Origin of the sequence: Pseudomonas sp. 18175 (assembly GCF_050432925.1) — a bacterium.
In the GTDB taxonomy this organism is placed as follows: domain Bacteria; phylum Pseudomonadota; class Gammaproteobacteria; order Pseudomonadales; family Pseudomonadaceae; genus Aquipseudomonas.
Genome location: NZ_JBKFTO010000001.1, coordinates 490,202 through 505,599, shown reverse-complemented (window position 1 = coordinate 505,599; position 15,398 = coordinate 490,202). Strand labels below are relative to the sequence as shown.

12 protein-coding genes are annotated in these 15,398 nt (G+C 61.4%); 8 read left to right on the top strand and 4 right to left on the bottom strand.

Annotation, left to right across the window (positions count from 1 at the left end; translation table 11 throughout):
* The first annotated feature begins 170 nt into the window (after nt 1-170).
* The 7 genes from ACLD1Y_RS02325 to yccS all read left to right on the top strand — a co-directional run bounded on the left by ACLD1Y_RS02325 (nt 171) and on the right by yccS (nt 10,717).
* Nucleotides 171-1,613 (top strand): TldD/PmbA family protein, encoded by a 1,443-nt coding sequence (locus ACLD1Y_RS02325; RefSeq protein WP_429475079.1) that lies wholly within the window; start codon nt 171-173, stop codon nt 1,611-1,613.
* Nucleotides 1,613-2,929, top strand: coding sequence for a TldD/PmbA family protein (locus ACLD1Y_RS02320; RefSeq protein WP_429475077.1), 1,317 nt, complete (start codon nt 1,613-1,615; stop codon nt 2,927-2,929). The genes ACLD1Y_RS02325 and ACLD1Y_RS02320 overlap by 1 nt, the downstream gene beginning before the upstream one ends.
* 273 nt (nt 2,930-3,202) lie before the next feature.
* Nucleotides 3,203-4,051 (top strand): alpha/beta fold hydrolase, encoded by an 849-nt coding sequence (locus tag ACLD1Y_RS02315; RefSeq protein WP_429475075.1) that lies wholly within the window; start codon nt 3,203-3,205, stop codon nt 4,049-4,051.
* Nucleotides 4,052-4,088: 37 nt separating this feature from the next.
* Complete coding sequence (mdtD, locus tag ACLD1Y_RS02310; RefSeq protein ID WP_429475073.1) at nt 4,089-5,516, top strand: multidrug transporter subunit MdtD; 1,428 nt, start codon at nt 4,089-4,091, stop codon at nt 5,514-5,516.
* A gap of 131 nt (nt 5,517-5,647) precedes the next feature.
* A complete protein-coding gene (dbpA, locus tag ACLD1Y_RS02305; RefSeq protein ID WP_233081520.1) occupies nt 5,648-6,985 on the top strand; it encodes an ATP-dependent RNA helicase DbpA in 1,338 nt (445 codons plus the stop codon).
* A gap of 159 nt (nt 6,986-7,144) precedes the next feature.
* Nucleotides 7,145-8,323: an NAD(P)/FAD-dependent oxidoreductase gene (locus ACLD1Y_RS02300; RefSeq protein ID WP_429475072.1), complete on the top strand. Its 1,179-nt coding sequence runs from the start codon at nt 7,145-7,147 to the stop codon at nt 8,321-8,323.
* Between the two features lie 219 nt (nt 8,324-8,542).
* Entirely contained in the window at nt 8,543-10,717 is a 2,175-nt protein-coding gene (gene yccS, locus ACLD1Y_RS02295) for a YccS family putative transporter (protein WP_429475070.1), read from the top strand.
* A 90-nt stretch (nt 10,718-10,807) separates the two neighbouring features.
* On the opposite strand, the gene ACLD1Y_RS02290 is transcribed toward yccS, so the two are convergent.
* On the bottom strand, nt 10,808-11,545 hold the full coding sequence (locus tag ACLD1Y_RS02290; protein WP_429475068.1) for a substrate-binding periplasmic protein: 738 nt from the start codon (nt 11,543-11,545) through the stop codon (nt 10,808-10,810).
* 176 nt (nt 11,546-11,721) lie between these two features.
* Between ACLD1Y_RS02290 and ACLD1Y_RS02285 the strand changes: the two genes are divergently transcribed.
* Nucleotides 11,722-12,174: a GNAT family N-acetyltransferase gene (locus ACLD1Y_RS02285; RefSeq protein WP_429475066.1), complete on the top strand. Its 453-nt coding sequence runs from the start codon at nt 11,722-11,724 to the stop codon at nt 12,172-12,174.
* Nucleotides 12,175-12,304: 130 nt separating this feature from the next.
* On the opposite strand, the gene ACLD1Y_RS02280 is transcribed toward ACLD1Y_RS02285, so the two are convergent.
* The 3 genes from ACLD1Y_RS02280 to ACLD1Y_RS02270 are packed head-to-tail and all read right to left on the bottom strand — an operon-like array spanning nt 12,305 to nt 15,269.
* Nucleotides 12,305-12,601 carry a winged helix-turn-helix domain-containing protein gene (locus tag ACLD1Y_RS02280; protein WP_429475064.1) on the bottom strand — a complete coding sequence of 99 codons (297 nt, stop codon included), beginning with the start codon at nt 12,599-12,601 and terminating at the stop codon, nt 12,305-12,307.
* A 19-nt stretch (nt 12,602-12,620) separates the two neighbouring features.
* Entirely contained in the window at nt 12,621-13,121 is a 501-nt protein-coding gene (locus ACLD1Y_RS02275) for a M48 metallopeptidase family protein (protein ID WP_429475062.1), read from the bottom strand.
* 42 nt (nt 13,122-13,163) lie between these two features.
* Nucleotides 13,164-15,269: a putative bifunctional diguanylate cyclase/phosphodiesterase gene (locus ACLD1Y_RS02270; RefSeq protein ID WP_429475060.1), complete on the bottom strand. Its 2,106-nt coding sequence runs from the start codon at nt 15,267-15,269 to the stop codon at nt 13,164-13,166.
* Between the last annotated feature and the right edge of the window lie 129 nt (nt 15,270-15,398).

The window sequence follows — 15,398 nt, the reverse complement described above, 5'->3', positions numbered from 1 at the left end:
TACTTTGTGGCGAGGGAGCTTGCTCCCGCTGGAGTGCGAAGCGCTCCCAAGCTTTTGGGGCCGCTACGCAGCCCAGCGGGAGCAAGCTCCCTCGCCACAGGTGCTCACCTCCTCCTTGATCAGCTACTCTGTCCGCCTGCCCGCGACGAGCCGCCCACAAGGAAGGCCCCATGTTCGATCACCACGCCACACTCAAAAAACACTTCGCCGCCCTGCGCACCCGCGCCGAATTCTTCTCCCTGCGCTACGTGCGCGAATCCGGCCAGTACCTGGCCGTGCGCAAGAACGTCGCCGAACCGCCGCACCTTAACCACGACGAAGGCGCCATGCTCACCGTGCGTCTCAATGGTGTGGAGGCCTACGCCGCGACCAACGATATTTCCCTCGCTGGCCTGCAAGCCGCCCTTGAGCGCGCCGAGCAACAGGCTCGCCTCATCAAACCCCACGCCCTGCTCGACCTGCGCGACCAGCCCGTCTCCAGCGATGTGGCCGACTACCTGTCACCCGAACTCGAACAAACCTTCCCGTCCCTGAGCGACTGCTACCAATTGCTCGGCAGCGAATCGGCTGCGGTGCCCAAGGACGAGCGCCTGGTGAACTGGGAAGTCAGCCTGGGCCTGACCCACGTCGAGCAGATCTACCTCAACAGTGCCGGTGCCGAGCTGCGCCAGGCCCAGCGCTTTGTGTTCCCCGGCATCAACGTCACCGCCTACGACGGCAACGACAGCCAGACCCGCACCCTGGGCGGCAGCAACTTTGGCCAACAAGGCGGCTTTGATGTGATCAGCCGCTTTGGCCTCGCGGGCGCCGCCCCGCGTATCGCCGACGAAGCCCTGCAATTGCTGCTGGCGCCGAACACGCCCAACGGCCCGCGCGACCTGCTGTTGATGCCCGACCAGATGATCCTGCAGATCCACGAGTCCATCGGCCACCCGCTGGAGCTGGACCGTATCCTGGGGGATGAGCGCAATTACGCTGGCACCAGCTTCGTGAAGGCCAGCGACTTTGGGCACCTGCAATACGGTTCACCGCTGCTCAACGTGACCTTCGACCCAGATATTCCCGAACAGCTCGCCAGCTATAGCCATGACGACGACGGCACTGCGGCCAGCAAGCAGTTCCTGATTCGTGAAGGACTACTGCTCAAGCCGCTGGGCGGCGCGCTGTCGCAATACCGTTCGGGCATGAGCGGCGTGGCCAACAGCCGCGCCAGCAGCTGGAACCGTGCGCCCATCGACCGCATGGCCAACCTGAATATCGAAGCCGGCGACCAGAGCCTGGCGCAGTTGGTGGGCGGTATCGAGAACGGCATCCTGATGTCCACCAACCGCTCGTGGTCCATTGATGACGCGCGCAATAAATTCCAGTTTGGCTGCGAGTGGGGCCAACTGATCGAAAACGGCGAGCTCAAAGGCGTGGTGAAAAACCCCAACTACCGAGCGATTTCCGCGCAGTTCTGGCGCAACCTCAGCGCCGTGGGCGACGCCAGCACCTTCAAGGTATTGGGCACGCCCAACTGCGGCAAAGGCGAACCCAACCAGGTGATCCGCGTGGGCCATGCCTCGCCGGCCTGTGTTTTTAGCAACGTCGATGTATTTGGGGGAGATGCCTGATGAACAACTTCAAGGCATTGGTGCAATGGCTCAAGCACGCCATCACCGACAAAGAGCAATTTCACTTGGGCTATGCGGATGAGTCGTCCGAGTTCGTGCGTTTCAACCACGCCAAGGTGCGCCAGGCCGGGCAGGTTCAACAGGCCAGCCTCACGCTGAAACTGATCAACGATGGCCGCCACGCTGACTTGGGTATCACCCTGGCCGGTGAGCCGGAGCTGGACCGCCAACGCCTCGCCGATGGCCTGCAACAGCTGCGCGAAACCTTGCCGTTGTTGCCGCAGGATCCGTACTTGCTGCTGAACCATAACGCCTGGCAAAGCAGCAATGAACAAGACCAGCCCTTGCCGGACTTGGCCCAGGTGCTGGACGACATCAGCCGCGCCGCAGAGGGTGTGGATCTGGTCGGTTTCTACGCCGCCGGGCCCATCAGCCGGGGCTTCGCCAGTTCATCGGGCGCGTTTGGCTGGCACCAGGCCAATAGTTTCAACTTTGATTTCAGCCTGTTCCATGCCAATGGCGAAGCGGTCAAGGCCAGCTACGCCGGGCACACCTGGGACAGCGCCGAGTTCAGCGCACGGGTGCAACTGGCCCGCGAGCAGTTGGATTTTCTCGGCCGCCCGTTGCACACACTGGCGCCAGGGCAATACCGCGCCTACCTCGCGCCGGCGGCGATGGAAGAAATCATCAGCATCATCACCTGGGGTGGTTTCTCCGCCCAGGCCATCGCCAGCAAAAGCAGTTCGCTGCAAAAACTGTATGCCGGTGAACAATCTCTGAGCCCCCTGGTGACGGTGAGTGAGCAGGTCAGCGGCTCGTTGAGCGAAGCGTTTTCCAGCGAAGGTTACCCACGCGGTGACGTCACGCTGATCAACGCCGGGCGTGCCGCGGGCGAGCTGATCAACTCCCGCAGCGCCGCCGAATACGGGCTGAGCACCAACGGCGCCAGCAGTGACGAAGCGCCGAGCGCGTTGCAAATGGCGGCAGGCAGCCTGGCCCAGGCCGATATCCTCAAACAATTGGGCACCGGCTTGTACATCAGCAACCTGTGGTACCTGAACTACTCCGACCTGCCGGCCGCGCGCCTCACTGGTATGACGCGTTTTGCCACGTTCTGGGTGGAAGACGGCGAGATCAAGGCGCCGGTGAGTACCATGCGCTTTGATGACAGTGTGTACAGCTTGCTCGGTTCGCAGTTGGAGGCGCTGACGGCGGAGCGGGAGTTGTTGTTGTCGCCGAGTACGTATGGACAGCGCAATACCTCGTCCAATCTGTTGCCTGGCGCCTTAGTAAACCGCCTGACACTCACTCTCTAAACACAGCAGATCCCCTGTGGGAGCAGGCTTGTGTGGGAGCGGGCTTGCTCGCGAATACGGTGTGTCAGTCAACTCATTTAGTGACTGACACACTGCTTTCGCGAGCAAGCCCGCTCCCACATTAGTTTGTGCAGGTTTCTGATACCTCGTTTCGCACCTTCCTACCGCCATTTCCCATCTCTCGCTTGTTGCTGCGTGCCCTGTTGTCGCCCACAAAAAACCTCGCTATAACGGTTAGTGGCACACCGCCACCCACAGGAAGTGAGCGTCGACATGAATCAGGGAAGTTGCGTCCTATACAAGCTGTTCAAGCACTACAACGTCCACGTCGAGCAACTGGGCAACGACCCGCAAAAAGACACGGTGCTGATGGTCAACGGCGCGTTGTCCACCACCCGTTCATTCGCCCGCACCAGCAAGTGCCTGGCCGAGCATTTCAATGTGCTGCTGTTCGACCTGCCTTTCTCGGGCTATTCCCGCGAGCACAACGCCGACTTGGACCTGGTGACCAAGGATGACGAAGTGCAGATCCTGCGCGCCCTGGTGGAGCGTTTTGAGGTCAACCACTTGGTGTCGGCGTCTTGGGGTGGCATCTCCACCCTGCTGACCCTGGCCCACAACCCGCCGTCGATCAAAAGCTCAGTGGTGATGGCCCTAGCCCCCAACCTCAACCAGGCCATGCTCGAATACGTCGAGCGCGTGCGCGTGTTGATCGAGGCCGATGACAAGTCCGCCGTCGGCCATCTGCTCAACGACACAGTGGGCAAATACTTGTCGCCGCGCCTCAAGCGCAACAACCATCGGCACCTGTCGAGCATGGCCACCACCGAGTACCGCCAGGCCCGTTTTCATATCCACCAGGTGTTGGCCCTGGGCGATGGCAATTACCTGCCCGCGCTCAAGCAGATTGAAACCCCGGTGCACTTCATCAACGGTGCGCTGGATGAATACACCCCCGCCGCCGAAGCTCGGCTGTTCAAACAGTACGTGGGGCGCAGCAGCTTTGCCGTAGCCGAACACACCGGCCACCTGCTGGACCTGGAATCCAGCGAAGCCGCCGTGGCGGTGCACCGTGCATTGCTGGATTTCCTGGTGGGAAAAGCCGCGACGGATGGCGCATAATCGCCGACACATAGCCTGCTAACAAAAAGGGTTTTCTATGCCGAATCGCGTCCCGCTCGATGCCAAGACCGCCCGCTGGCTCCCCTGGGTGGTGGCGATTGCCTTCTTCATGCAGTCGCTGGACGGGACGATTCTGAACACGGCACTGCCGGCCATGGCCCGGGACCTCGCGGAAAACCCGCTGCGCATGCAAGGCGTGGTGATTGCCTACATGCTCACCGTGGCCTTGCTGATTCCGGCGTCGGGCTGGATTGCCGACCGCTTCGGCACCAAGAAAATCTTCTTTGGCGCGATCATGCTGTTCAGCATCGGTTCGCTGCTGTGCGCCCTCTCCAGCACCTTGACCATGCTGGTGGGCGCACGGGTGATCCAGGGCTTGGGCGGTGCGCTGATGCTGCCGGTGGGGCGACTGGTGGTGCTGCGCGCTTACCCCCGCTCCGAGCTGGTGCGGATCATGGGCTTTATTACCATCCCCGGCCTGCTTGGCCCGTTGCTCGGCCCGACCATGGGCGGCTGGATGGTGCAATACCTGACGTGGCACTGGATCTTCCTGATCAACCTACCGGTGGGCATGATCGGCTGCTACGCCGTGTGGAAACTTATCCCGGACCTGCGCGGCAGCGAGCGCACGCGGTTTGATAGCGTCGGCTTCCTGCTGTTTGGCGCGGCGATGGTGCTGATCACCATCGCCATGGAAGGCCTGGGGGAGCTGCACCTGCCGCATCTGCGGGTGATGTTGTTGCTGTTCGGCGGGCTGGCGTGCCTGGCGGCTTACTGGCTGCGTGCCGGGCATATCGACAATGCGCTGTTCTCGCCGGTGCTGTTCAAGACGCGTACTTTTGCGGTGGGCATCCTGGGCAACCTGTTCGCCCGCCTGGGCAGCGGCGCGCTGCCGTTTTTGGTGCCGTTGCTGTTGCAGGTGGCGTTGGGGTATTCACCGTCGCAAGCCGGGATGAGCATGCTGCCCCTGGCAGCGGCGGCGATGTTTGCCAAGTCCATCGCCCGGCCATTGATCGAGCGTTTGGGCTACCGCATCGTCCTCACTGGCAACACCCTGGCGCTGGGCATCATGTTGGCAAGCATGGGGCTGGTCAGCGAACAGACGCCCTACCCGTTGCTGCTGGGGATGCTGGCGGTGCTGGGGGCGATCAACTCGCTGCAATTTACCGCGATGAACACCGTGACCCTGATCGACCTGGACGACGCCCAGGCCAGCAGCGGCAACAGTTTGCTCTCGGTGGTGGCGCAATTGTCCCTGAGCCTTGGGGTAGCCTGCGCCGGTGCGTTGCTGGGTGGGTTTACCGCTGAAACCGGCAACGACGGCGTAAGCACCGTGCTCGGCGCCTTCCAGTTGACGTTCCTCACCGTGGGCATCATGGCCATGCTGGCGGCGGCGATCTTCCTGCAATTGTCGCCAAAAGACGGCAAACGCGTGGTCAGCCGCGAGCACGACATTGAACACTAAGTAGGCTTCCCGTCTAGAACTTGCAGGGAAAGTCCTGCGGGGCTGGTACACTGCGCAACATTTTGTTTTGCAGAGCCAGTCCCGTGACTACCATCGCCACCGCTTTTAATACTTTGCCCCTGTCCGCCGCCATGCTGGCTAACCTCGACTCGCTGGGTTATGTCGAGATGACGCAGATCCAGGCGCAAAGCTTGCCGGTGATCCTCAAGGGGCTGGACCTGATTGCCCAGGCCAAGACCGGCAGCGGCAAGACTGCTGCGTTCGGCATCGGCCTGTTGAACCCGATCAACCCGCGCTACTTCGGCTGCCAGGCCCTGGTGATGTGCCCGACCCGTGAGCTGGCCGACCAAGTCGCCAAGGAAATCCGCCGCCTGGCCCGTGCCGAAGACAACATCAAGGTGCTGACCCTGTGCGGCGGCGTGTCCCTCGGCCCGCAGATCGCCTCCCTGGAACACGGCGCCCACGTGATCGTCGGCACGCCGGGCCGTATCCAGCAGCACCTGCGTAAGGGTTCGCTGGTACTGGACGGCTTGAACACGCTGATCCTCGACGAAGCCGACCGCATGCTCGACATGGGCTTCTACGACGCCATCGAAGACATCATCAGCAAGACCCCACCGCGCCGCCAGACCCTGCTGTTCTCGGCCACCTACCCGGTGAGCATCAAGCAGCTGGCCTCCAAGTTCATGCGTGCGCCGCAGCAAGTGAAAGCCGAGGCGTTCCACTCCGACGACCAGATCGAGCAGCGTTTCTTCGAGATCTCGCCGGAAGAACGCATGGACGCGGTGACCAAGGTGCTCGCGCACTTCCGCCCGGCTTCGTGCGTGGCGTTCTGCTTTACCAAACAGCAAGTGCAAGAAACCGTGGATCACCTGACGTCCAAGGGCATCTCTGCCGTGGGCCTGCATGGCGACCTGGAACAGCGCGACCGCGACCAGGTACTGGCGATGTTCGCCAACCGCAGCACCTCGGTGCTGGTCGCCACAGACGTTGCCGCCCGTGGCCTGGACATTGACTCGCTGGACATGGTGATCAACGTCGAACTGGCTCGCGACTCGGAAATCCACATCCACCGCGTGGGCCGTACCGGCCGTGCCGGTGAGACCGGCATCGCCATCAGCCTGGTTGCCCCGTCCGAAGCGCACCGCGCCCAGGCCATCGAGCAACTGCAGAAGTCGCCGCTGAACTGGGATCAACTGGACAACCTCAAACCGCAGAGCGGTGGTCCGTTGCTGCCGCAGATGAGCACCCTGTGCATCGCTGCCGGCCGTAAAGACAAAGTGCGTCCGGGTGACATCCTCGGCGCACTGACCGGTGAAGCCGGGATTCCGGGCGCCCAGGTGGGCAAGATTGCGATCTTTGACTTCCAGGCCTTTGTGGCGGTTGAGCGCGGGATCGCCAAGCAGGCGTTGCAGCGTTTGAATGACGGCAAGATTAAAGGCCGGTCGTTGCGCGTGCGGATTCTGTAAAGCTCTCAAGCCATACAGAGATCAAAATGTGGGAGCGGGCTTGCTCGCGAATGCGGTGGACCAGTCAACTTATTCAGTGGCTGACACACCGCATTCGCGAGCAAGCCCGCTCCCACATTTGACTGTATTCCAATTCTGAAATTTTATGAGGACACCGTTTTGCGCTCGACCGAAGTTGTGATCATTGGCGCCGGCGCCGCAGGCTTGATGTGCGCACTGACCGCCGCCGGGCGTGGGCGCAAGGTGATGTTGATCGACCATGCGAACAAGGCCGGCAAGAAGATCCTGATGTCCGGCGGTGGCCGCTGCAATTTCACCAACATGTACACCGAGCCGGCCAACTTCCTGTCCCACAACGCGCACTTCTGCAAGTCCGCTCTGGCCCGCTATACCCAATGGGACTTTATCGGGCTGGTGGCCAAGCACGGCGTGCCGTACCACGAGAAAAAGCTCGGCCAGCTGTTCTGCGATAACAAATCCAGCGACATCCTCGGCATGCTGCTCGACGAGTGCATCCAAACCGGCGTGAGCATGCACCTGGACACCTCGATCCAGGAGATCGCCAAAATCGACGGCGGCTATCAATTGCAGACCACCGTGGGTGAGCTGCGCTGCGAATCCCTGGTGATCGCCACCGGCGGCCTGTCGATTCCGACACTGGGCGCCACCGGTTTTGGTTACCAGGTGGCCAAGCAATTCGGCCACGAATTGCTGCCGACCCGTGCCGGGTTGGTGCCGTTCACCATCACCGATCAGCTCAAGGACTTGTGCGGCGAGCTGTCCGGCACCTCGGTGGACTGCCTGGTCAGCTGCAACGACCAAAGCTTTCGCGAGAACATCCTGTTTACCCACCGCGGCCTGAGCGGCCCGGCGATTTTGCAGATTTCCTCGTACTGGGAGTCCGGCGACACGGTGGAGATCAACCTGCTGCCCGACCACGACGCCCACGACTGGCTGCAAGCGCAACAAGCCGAACGTCCGAACAGCGAGCTGAAAACCCTGCTGGGGGAGATCTTCACCAAGAAAATGGCCAACCTGCTGGCGGACACCTGGTTTGTGTCCAAGCCGATGAAGCAGTACACCCATGCGGAGATTGCCGACATCGCACAGAAACTCGGCAGCTGGCAGTTAGTGCCGGCGGGGACCGAGGGGTATCGCACGGCGGAAGTAACGCTGGGTGGCGTGGATACGCGGGAAGTGTCGTCCAAGACCATGGAATCGCTGAAAAGCCCTGGCCTGTACTTTATCGGTGAAGTGCTGGATGTGACCGGTCACCTGGGCGGGTTCAACTTCCAGTGGGCGTGGGCCTCGGGCTACGCCGCTGCACAATTTGCCTGACAAAACCGGATCAAAAATGTGGGAGCGGGCTTGCTCGCGAAAGCGTCGGATCAGTCAAACATGTATCGACTGATACACCGCCTTCGCGAGCAAGCCCGCTCCCACATTGGTTTTGTGGTGTGCTTGGGAATAATTTGCCAGCAGATGTGATCGTGACCCTTGCCGTGGCGTCACTGATGCGCCAACTTAGCGGCATCGTCCCGGAAGACTCCAGCCTTCATGTCCTCGACCTCGTTCAAGCAGTCCCTGCGCCGCCTCTGGGCGCTGGATAAATTCAGCTACAGCATCCGGGTGTTCATCGCCCTCACCGGCAGCATGGCGCTGTGCTGGTATCAGGATGAAATGACGCTGCTGATCCCGTTGTTCCTGGGGATTATCGCCAGCGCCCTGGCCGAGACCGATGACAGTTGGCAAGGCCGCCTCAACGCCTTGGCCGTGACGCTGGTGTGTTTCAGCATCGCCGCGCTGTCGGTGGAGCTACTGTTCCCCTACCCGTGGATTTTCGCGATCTCCCTGGCCCTGGCCACGTTCTGCCTGACCATGCTCGGCGCCTTGGGTGAACGCTATGGCGCGATTGCCTCGGCGACGTTGATCCTGTCGGTGTACACCATGATCGGCGTGGACCAACGCGGTGGCGCGGTCTCGGATTTCTGGCATGAGCCGCTGCTGCTGGTGGCCGGTGCCGCGTGGTACGGCGCGCTGTCGGTGTTGTGGCAGGCGCTGTTTTCCAACCAGCCGGTGCAACAGAGCCTGGCGCGGTTGTTCCGCGAACTGGGGCGTTACCTCAAGCTCAAGTCCTCGCTGTTTGAGCCGATTCGCCAGCTGGATGTGGAGGCGCGCCGCCTGGAACTGGCCCAGCAAAATGGCCGTGTCGTCGCTGCACTGAACGCCGCGAAGGAAATCATCCTGCACCGCGTGGGCAATGGGCGTCCGGGTTCGAAGGTCAGCCGCTATCTCAAGCTGTACTTCCTCGCGCAAGACATCCACGAACGCGCCAGCTCATCGCACTACCCTTACAACGCCCTGGCCGAGGCCTTCTTCCACAGCGACGTGCTGTTCCGCTGCCAGCGCCTGCTGCGCCAGCAGGGCAAGGCCTGTCAGACCCTGGCCGAGTCGATCCAGCTGCGCCAGCCGTTCATCTATGACGACAGCTTCGCCGAAGCCTTGGGCGACCTGAACGCCTCCCTCGAACACCTGCGCATCCAGAGCAACCCGGCCTGGCGCGGTTTGCTGCGTTCGTTGCGCGCCCTGGCGGCCAACCTGTCGACGCTCGACCGCCTGCTGGGCGATGCCAGCAACCCCGACAGCCTGGCCGACGCCACCGACAGCAACCTGCTGGACCGTGCCCCGCGCAACCTCAAGGAAATGTGGACGCGCCTGCGCACACAGATGACGCCAACCTCCTTACTGTTTCGCCATGCGCTGCGCCTGTCCTTGGCCCTGACGGTGGGCTACGGCATGCTGCATGCGATCCACGCATCGCAAGGCTACTGGATCATCCTCACCACGCTGTTCGTGTGCCAACCGAACTACGGGGCCACACGACGCAAGCTCGGCCAGCGGATCATCGGCACCGCCATCGGCCTGACCGTGGCCTGGGCCTTGTTCGATTTGTTCCCAAGCCCCTTGGTGCAGTCGATGTTCGCCATCGCCGCAGGCCTGGTGTTCTTTATCAACCGCACCACCCGCTACACCCTGGCCACGGCCGCCATCACGCTGATGGTGCTGTTCTGCTTCAACCAGGTAGGCGATGGCTACGGGCTGTTCCTGCCGCGCTTGTTCGATACCTTGCTCGGCAGCCTGATCGCGGGCCTGGCGGTGTTCCTGTTCCTGCCAGACTGGCAAGGCCGGCGCCTGAACAAAGTGCTGGCCAACACCCTGACCTGCAACAGCATCTACCTGCGCCAGATCATGCAGCAATACGCCGTCGGCAAAAGCGACGACCTCGCCTACCGCCTCGCTCGGCGCAACGCGCACAACGCCGATGCGGCACTGTCGACCACCCTGGCGAATATGCTGATGGAGCCGGGGCACTTTCGTAAGGAGGCCGATGTGGGTTTCCGCTTCTTGGTGTTGTCCCACACGTTGCTCAGTTATTTGTCGGGGTTGGGTGCACACCGCGAGACTCAGTTACCGCCCGAAGTGCGCGAGCATTTGATTGAGGGCGCCGGGAACACGTTGGCGGCGAGCATCGATGAAATCGCCACCGGGCTGGCGAACAAGCAGCCGATTGCGATTCAGAGTGATGCCGAGGAAGCGTTGGCGGCGGACCTGGAGCAGATGCCGGATGAGATCGATGAAGGGCAAAGGTTGGTGCAGACGCAGTTGGCGTTGATTTGTCGGCAGTTGGGGCCGTTGCGCACTCTAGCCGCGCATCTGATCAAGGAAGTGTAGGAGCGAGCTTGCTCGCGAAGGTCGTCAACGATGACGCAGCGCATCTGGTTTTACGCGGTGCTCTCGGGGTTTTCGCGAGCAAGCTCGCTCCTACATCCCATGCTGTTGCATCAACCGCGCATAACTCCCATCCGCCTTCATCCTGGCAATCTCCCGATCAAACCCAGCCACGATCTGCGCATGCTCGGGGTTCTTCAGACTCACCAGAATATGCAGGCTGTTTTCACTCAATGGCGTGGGTAGGAACTCCACCGCATTGCGCACCTTGGGCGATTCGCGCGACAGGTAATAGCGCGCCACATACTCATCCTCCACCGTCAGCCGCACCCGCTGCGCCGCCAGCATACGCACGGCCATGGAGAAGTTGTGCACAGGTACTTTCTGCAACTGCGTATCACCGTCGAACGCCGCCGAATAGGCATAACCGCGTACAACCGCAATCGGGTAGTCGTGCAGCTGTGCAAGGTTTTTGAACTCGATGGGATCGTCGCGGCGCTTGATAAAACGCACACGGTTGAGCAGGTACTCGCCGGAAAACTGCCCCAACTGCGTACGGGCATCGTCGTACCAGGCGTTGACCAGCACGTCATAGCGCCCGTCGCCCACGCCCATCAGCGCCCGAGCCCAGGGCACCTGTTCGAAGTCACTGGCATAGCCCGCGCGGGCCAGGGCCGTGCTGACGATATCGGTGGCCAGGCCACCGTTGATCAAGGTGGCATCGGTAAAGGGTGGCCACACATCCGCGACCAAACGTAAACGCTGGGCAAACGCCGGCTGGGCCAGCAGCAACACTCCAATCAAAGCAACGGCACGAAACAATCGCGGCATGCTCAACGTCCTTGGCGGGCCCAGAGGTTCTAACAGTAGCTCAAGATTACACAAAGAAACGGGCGGCGAATGCACTCAATGATGGCAAATTGATTTCACTCACAAAAATAGCTGCTTTAGACACAATCGGCTGCCGCGCTTACTATCCGGAACAGGTACTTACAAGGGATCACACCATGACAGTCGAATGGGTCTGCAAACATCACACCGACCTGGGCAAGGAGCAGCTGTACGCCATCCTGCGCCTGCGCGGCGAGGTGTTCGTGGTTGAGCAAAAATGCGTTTACCAGGACATCGACGGGCAGGACCTGGACGGCGACACCCACCACCTGATGGCCTGGCAGGACGACCAGTTGGTGGCGTACCTGCGCTTGCTGGATCCGGAGTCACAGGGCGGGGATGTCGTCGTCGGCCGCGTGATCGTGGCACCGGCGGCGCGCGGGACCGGGCTTGGGCACCAGATGATGGAAGAGACATTGCGCCAGATTGAGGAGATCTGGCCTGAAACGCCGGTTTTCCTGTCGGCCCAGGCGCACTTGCAGGGGTACTACGGACGGTATGGGTTTGTGGTGGCGGGGGAGGAATACCTTGAGGATGATATTCCACACATAGGTATGCGGCGCCTGTGAGGGCCTCTTCGCGAGCAAGTCGAATCGTCGCACCGCCGCTCCCACATTCGACCGCATTCCAACTGATGTACGCGGTTAAATGTGGGAGCGGGCTTGCTCGCGAAGGCGTCAGACCATTCACCACAAAACTTCAGGGATACCCCAACACCTGCTTCACCGAATCCAGGTTCCCCTCAATCCATCCCCGATCAATCGCCCCCCAACTGCGAATCCGATAGTGCCCCGCATGGTTACGCGCACCGTCTTCCTGCTCGAACTCACACACAATATCCAGGTCAGCCAACGCCGCAATCGTGTCCTGCGCCGTGCGCCGGGGCATGCCAGTGACGTCGGTCAGCGCCGGGACACTGCTGGCCAGCCCGCTGTCGATCAAGTACGCCACGTACAAGCGGCGGTAGAAACTGCTTTTGGTCTTGCTCACTTCCATGGTCAATCGCCTTGTGGGGTCAGGGCTTGCCCTGCAGGTCGCGATACGTGAGGTACACCCGCAGGTCGAATTCCGCCTGCTGGTAGCCCGGCATCATGTGTTCACAGAGTTTGTAGAACGCTTTGTTGTGGTCCGATTCCTTGAAGTGTGCCAGTTCGTGCACCACGATCATGCGCAGAAACTCTGGCGCCGCTTCCTTGAACAGCGCGGCAATGCGGATCTCTTTCTTGGATTTGAGATTGCCGCCCTGCACCCGCGAAATGGTGGTGTGCAGGCCCAAGGCGCGGTGGGTGAGGTCCAGGCGGTTATCGAACAGCACCTTGTCGATGGCCGGCGCGTTGCGCAGGTGTTCCTGCTTCAAGGCCAGGGCGTAGGCGTACAGCGCCTTGTCGCTCTGCACGGCGTGGCGTTCGGGGTAACGTTGTTCCAGGTAGGCGCCCAACTGGTCCTTGGCAATCAGTTGGCGCACTTGCTCTTGAAGGGCAGCGGGGTAGGCCTGGAGGTATTTCAGCGCGGTCATGAGGTCTGCAACAGGGTTCGAATGGCCGCCAGTGTAGCGAATTCAGCGCAGACGAGGGTGCGACCAGCCAGCGACTTCGTCGGCCATCAACGGCTGCGCCGCCCACGCCCCTTGGATAAACGGGCAACCATTGGCCTTGAGCCACTGGGCCTGCTCGTGGGTTTCCACGCCTTCGGCGACCACCAGCACATCAAAATGCCCACACAACTCGATAATACTGCGCGCCATCGCCGCATCCCGTGCCGAACCTGGCAGCCGCGCCACCAGTTGCGGGTCGAGCTTGAGCGTGTCGAACGCTAGGTCGCGCAAGTGGGACAGGGAACAGTTGCCGCAGCCAAAGTCGTCCAGGGCAATACGCACCCCGATCTGGCGCAGCAGCTTGAGCTGTTTGGCAGACTCCTCCAGGTTACTCATCAAACTGTCTTCGCTGATTTCTACTTCCAGCTGCCGCCCCTGCAACCCATGTCGTTCCAGCACCTGCAGCAGTTGGCCAGCCAGGTTGGGCATATTGAACTGGTTGCTGGAGAGGCTCACGCTCAGCACCAACTCGTCATCAAAGGTGGTTTTCCATGCCTGGCGCTGGGCGGCGACCTGCTGGTAAATCCAGGCGCTCAATTGACTGATCAACCGCGCTTCTTCCAGCAAGGGCAAGAACAACCCCGGCGGCACGTCGCCCACGCTGGGGTGCTGCCAGCGCAACAGCGCCTCGACGCCGCGTAAGCGGCCGTCCACCAGCGACACTTGGGGCTGGTAGACCAAGGTGAAGTCCTTGTTTTGAATGGCCGTGCGCACGCTGTCTTCCAGCATCAGGCGCGAACGGGCACGGCCGTTCATTTCCTGATCGTAATAGCGGTACTGCTGACGTCCGGCGCGCTTGGCCTCGTACATGGCAATGTCAGCCGCACGCAGCAGGCCGTTCAAGTCAGCACCGCAGTCTGGAAAGGTGGCGATGCCGATGCTGACACCAAGCATCACATCCAGGCCTTCCACTTGCTGGCAGATGGACACCCGTTCGATCAATTTTTCCGCAACTTTCGCGGCCTGTTCGGGGAACTCCAGCTCCAGCAGGGCGGTAAACTCATCCCCGCCCATGCGTCCGAGAATGTCGTAGGAATTGAGGCAACCCTGTAGCTGCTCCGAGACCCAGCGCAGCACCCGATCACCAGCGTCATGCCCCAAGGAGTCGTTGACCCGCTTGAAACCATCCAGGTCCAGGTACAGCAACACCAGGGACTGCTCGCCCCGTTCGCTACGCAGTAGGGTGCTCTCCACCGCCTGATAGAAGCCGCGCCGGTTCAGCAGCCCGGTGAGCGGGTCGGTGACCGCCTGGAACTCCAGTTGCTGGTGCAGGTGGCGCACTTCGGACATGTCCAGCACCGTCACCACCATAGCCTTCTGTTCGGCCGGCAGCGGCGCACAGGACAATGCCACCGGCACTTGCTGGCCACGGCCGGTGCGCAGGATCGCGTCATGCAGGCGCCAGGTTTCACCCTTGCGATAACCGGCGTGCATCTGCGAGTCCAGCCAAGTGGGGATATGGGGCTTTTGCAGGAAATTGAGGAATTCCTGGCCCTGCAGCTCATCCATCGTGGCATTGAGCAAACGCGAGATCGCCGGGTTGGCGTACTCGATCACCCCCTCCTCGCCCACCACCAGGATGCCTTCGGCGGCGTTGTCCAGCACCGAGGCATTGAAGGCGCGGGCGGATTCCAGGTCATGGCTCAAGCGCTGCAACGCCCGGCGATTACGCTGGTGCTCCAGCAACGCCTGGACCTTGGGCTTGAGGATATGGGGGTCGAAGGGTTTGAACAGGTAATCGATAGCGCCGCTGGCATAGCCTTCCAGCACTGCAGCAGGAGATTGGGCGTTGGCACTGAGGAAGATGATCGGCGTCATCCGCGTGCGCTGGCTGCCGCGCATCAGGCGGGCCACTTCAAAGCCGTCCATGCCGGGCATTTTCACGTCCAGCAGTACCAGGTCGACTTCATGCACCAATAACAATTCGAGGGCTTCCAGCCCGGAGCCGGCGGTGACCACCTGCCAGTCTTCCCGCTGTAAAAGTGCACGCATGCTGACGAGGTTTTCCGGGTAGTCATCGACCACCAGAAGAACCGAACTGCCATCGCCGGGGTGTGGAGCGCATTCCATGCTACGTCTCTTCCTTGGGAGCCATTCCGGTCAATTCTGACAGAAAACCCGGACAAACTCTGAGGCCTCACTCTAGCCCCGGTTCCGGAAAATCAGAAGTAACGTCAGTGACATCACTGCGCCATTTTT

What these genes read in the sequence shown, in the direction of transcription:
- ACLD1Y_RS02315 (WP_429475075.1), top strand. Translation starts at nt 3,203, where the DNA reads ATGAATCAGGGAAGTTGCGTCCTATACAAGCTGTTCAAGCACTACAAC.
- ACLD1Y_RS02285 (WP_429475066.1), top strand. Translation starts at nt 11,722, where the DNA reads ATGACAGTCGAATGGGTCTGCAAACATCACACCGACCTGGGCAAGGAG.
- mdtD (WP_429475073.1), top strand. Translation starts at nt 4,089, where the DNA reads ATGCCGAATCGCGTCCCGCTCGATGCCAAGACCGCCCGCTGGCTCCCC.
- ACLD1Y_RS02320 (WP_429475077.1), top strand. Translation starts at nt 1,613, where the DNA reads ATGAACAACTTCAAGGCATTGGTGCAATGGCTCAAGCACGCCATCACC.
- dbpA (WP_233081520.1), top strand. Translation starts at nt 5,648, where the DNA reads ATGCTGGCTAACCTCGACTCGCTGGGTTATGTCGAGATGACGCAGATC.
- yccS (WP_429475070.1), top strand. Translation starts at nt 8,543, where the DNA reads ATGTCCTCGACCTCGTTCAAGCAGTCCCTGCGCCGCCTCTGGGCGCTG.
- ACLD1Y_RS02275 (WP_429475062.1), bottom strand. Translation starts at nt 13,121, where the DNA reads ATGACCGCGCTGAAATACCTCCAGGCCTACCCCGCTGCCCTTCAAGAG.
- ACLD1Y_RS02280 (WP_429475064.1), bottom strand. Translation starts at nt 12,601, where the DNA reads ATGGAAGTGAGCAAGACCAAAAGCAGTTTCTACCGCCGCTTGTACGTG.
- ACLD1Y_RS02290 (WP_429475068.1), bottom strand. Translation starts at nt 11,545, where the DNA reads ATGCCGCGATTGTTTCGTGCCGTTGCTTTGATTGGAGTGTTGCTGCTG.
- ACLD1Y_RS02325 (WP_429475079.1), top strand. Translation starts at nt 171, where the DNA reads ATGTTCGATCACCACGCCACACTCAAAAAACACTTCGCCGCCCTGCGC.
- ACLD1Y_RS02270 (WP_429475060.1), bottom strand. Translation starts at nt 15,269, where the DNA reads ATGGAATGCGCTCCACACCCCGGCGATGGCAGTTCGGTTCTTCTGGTG.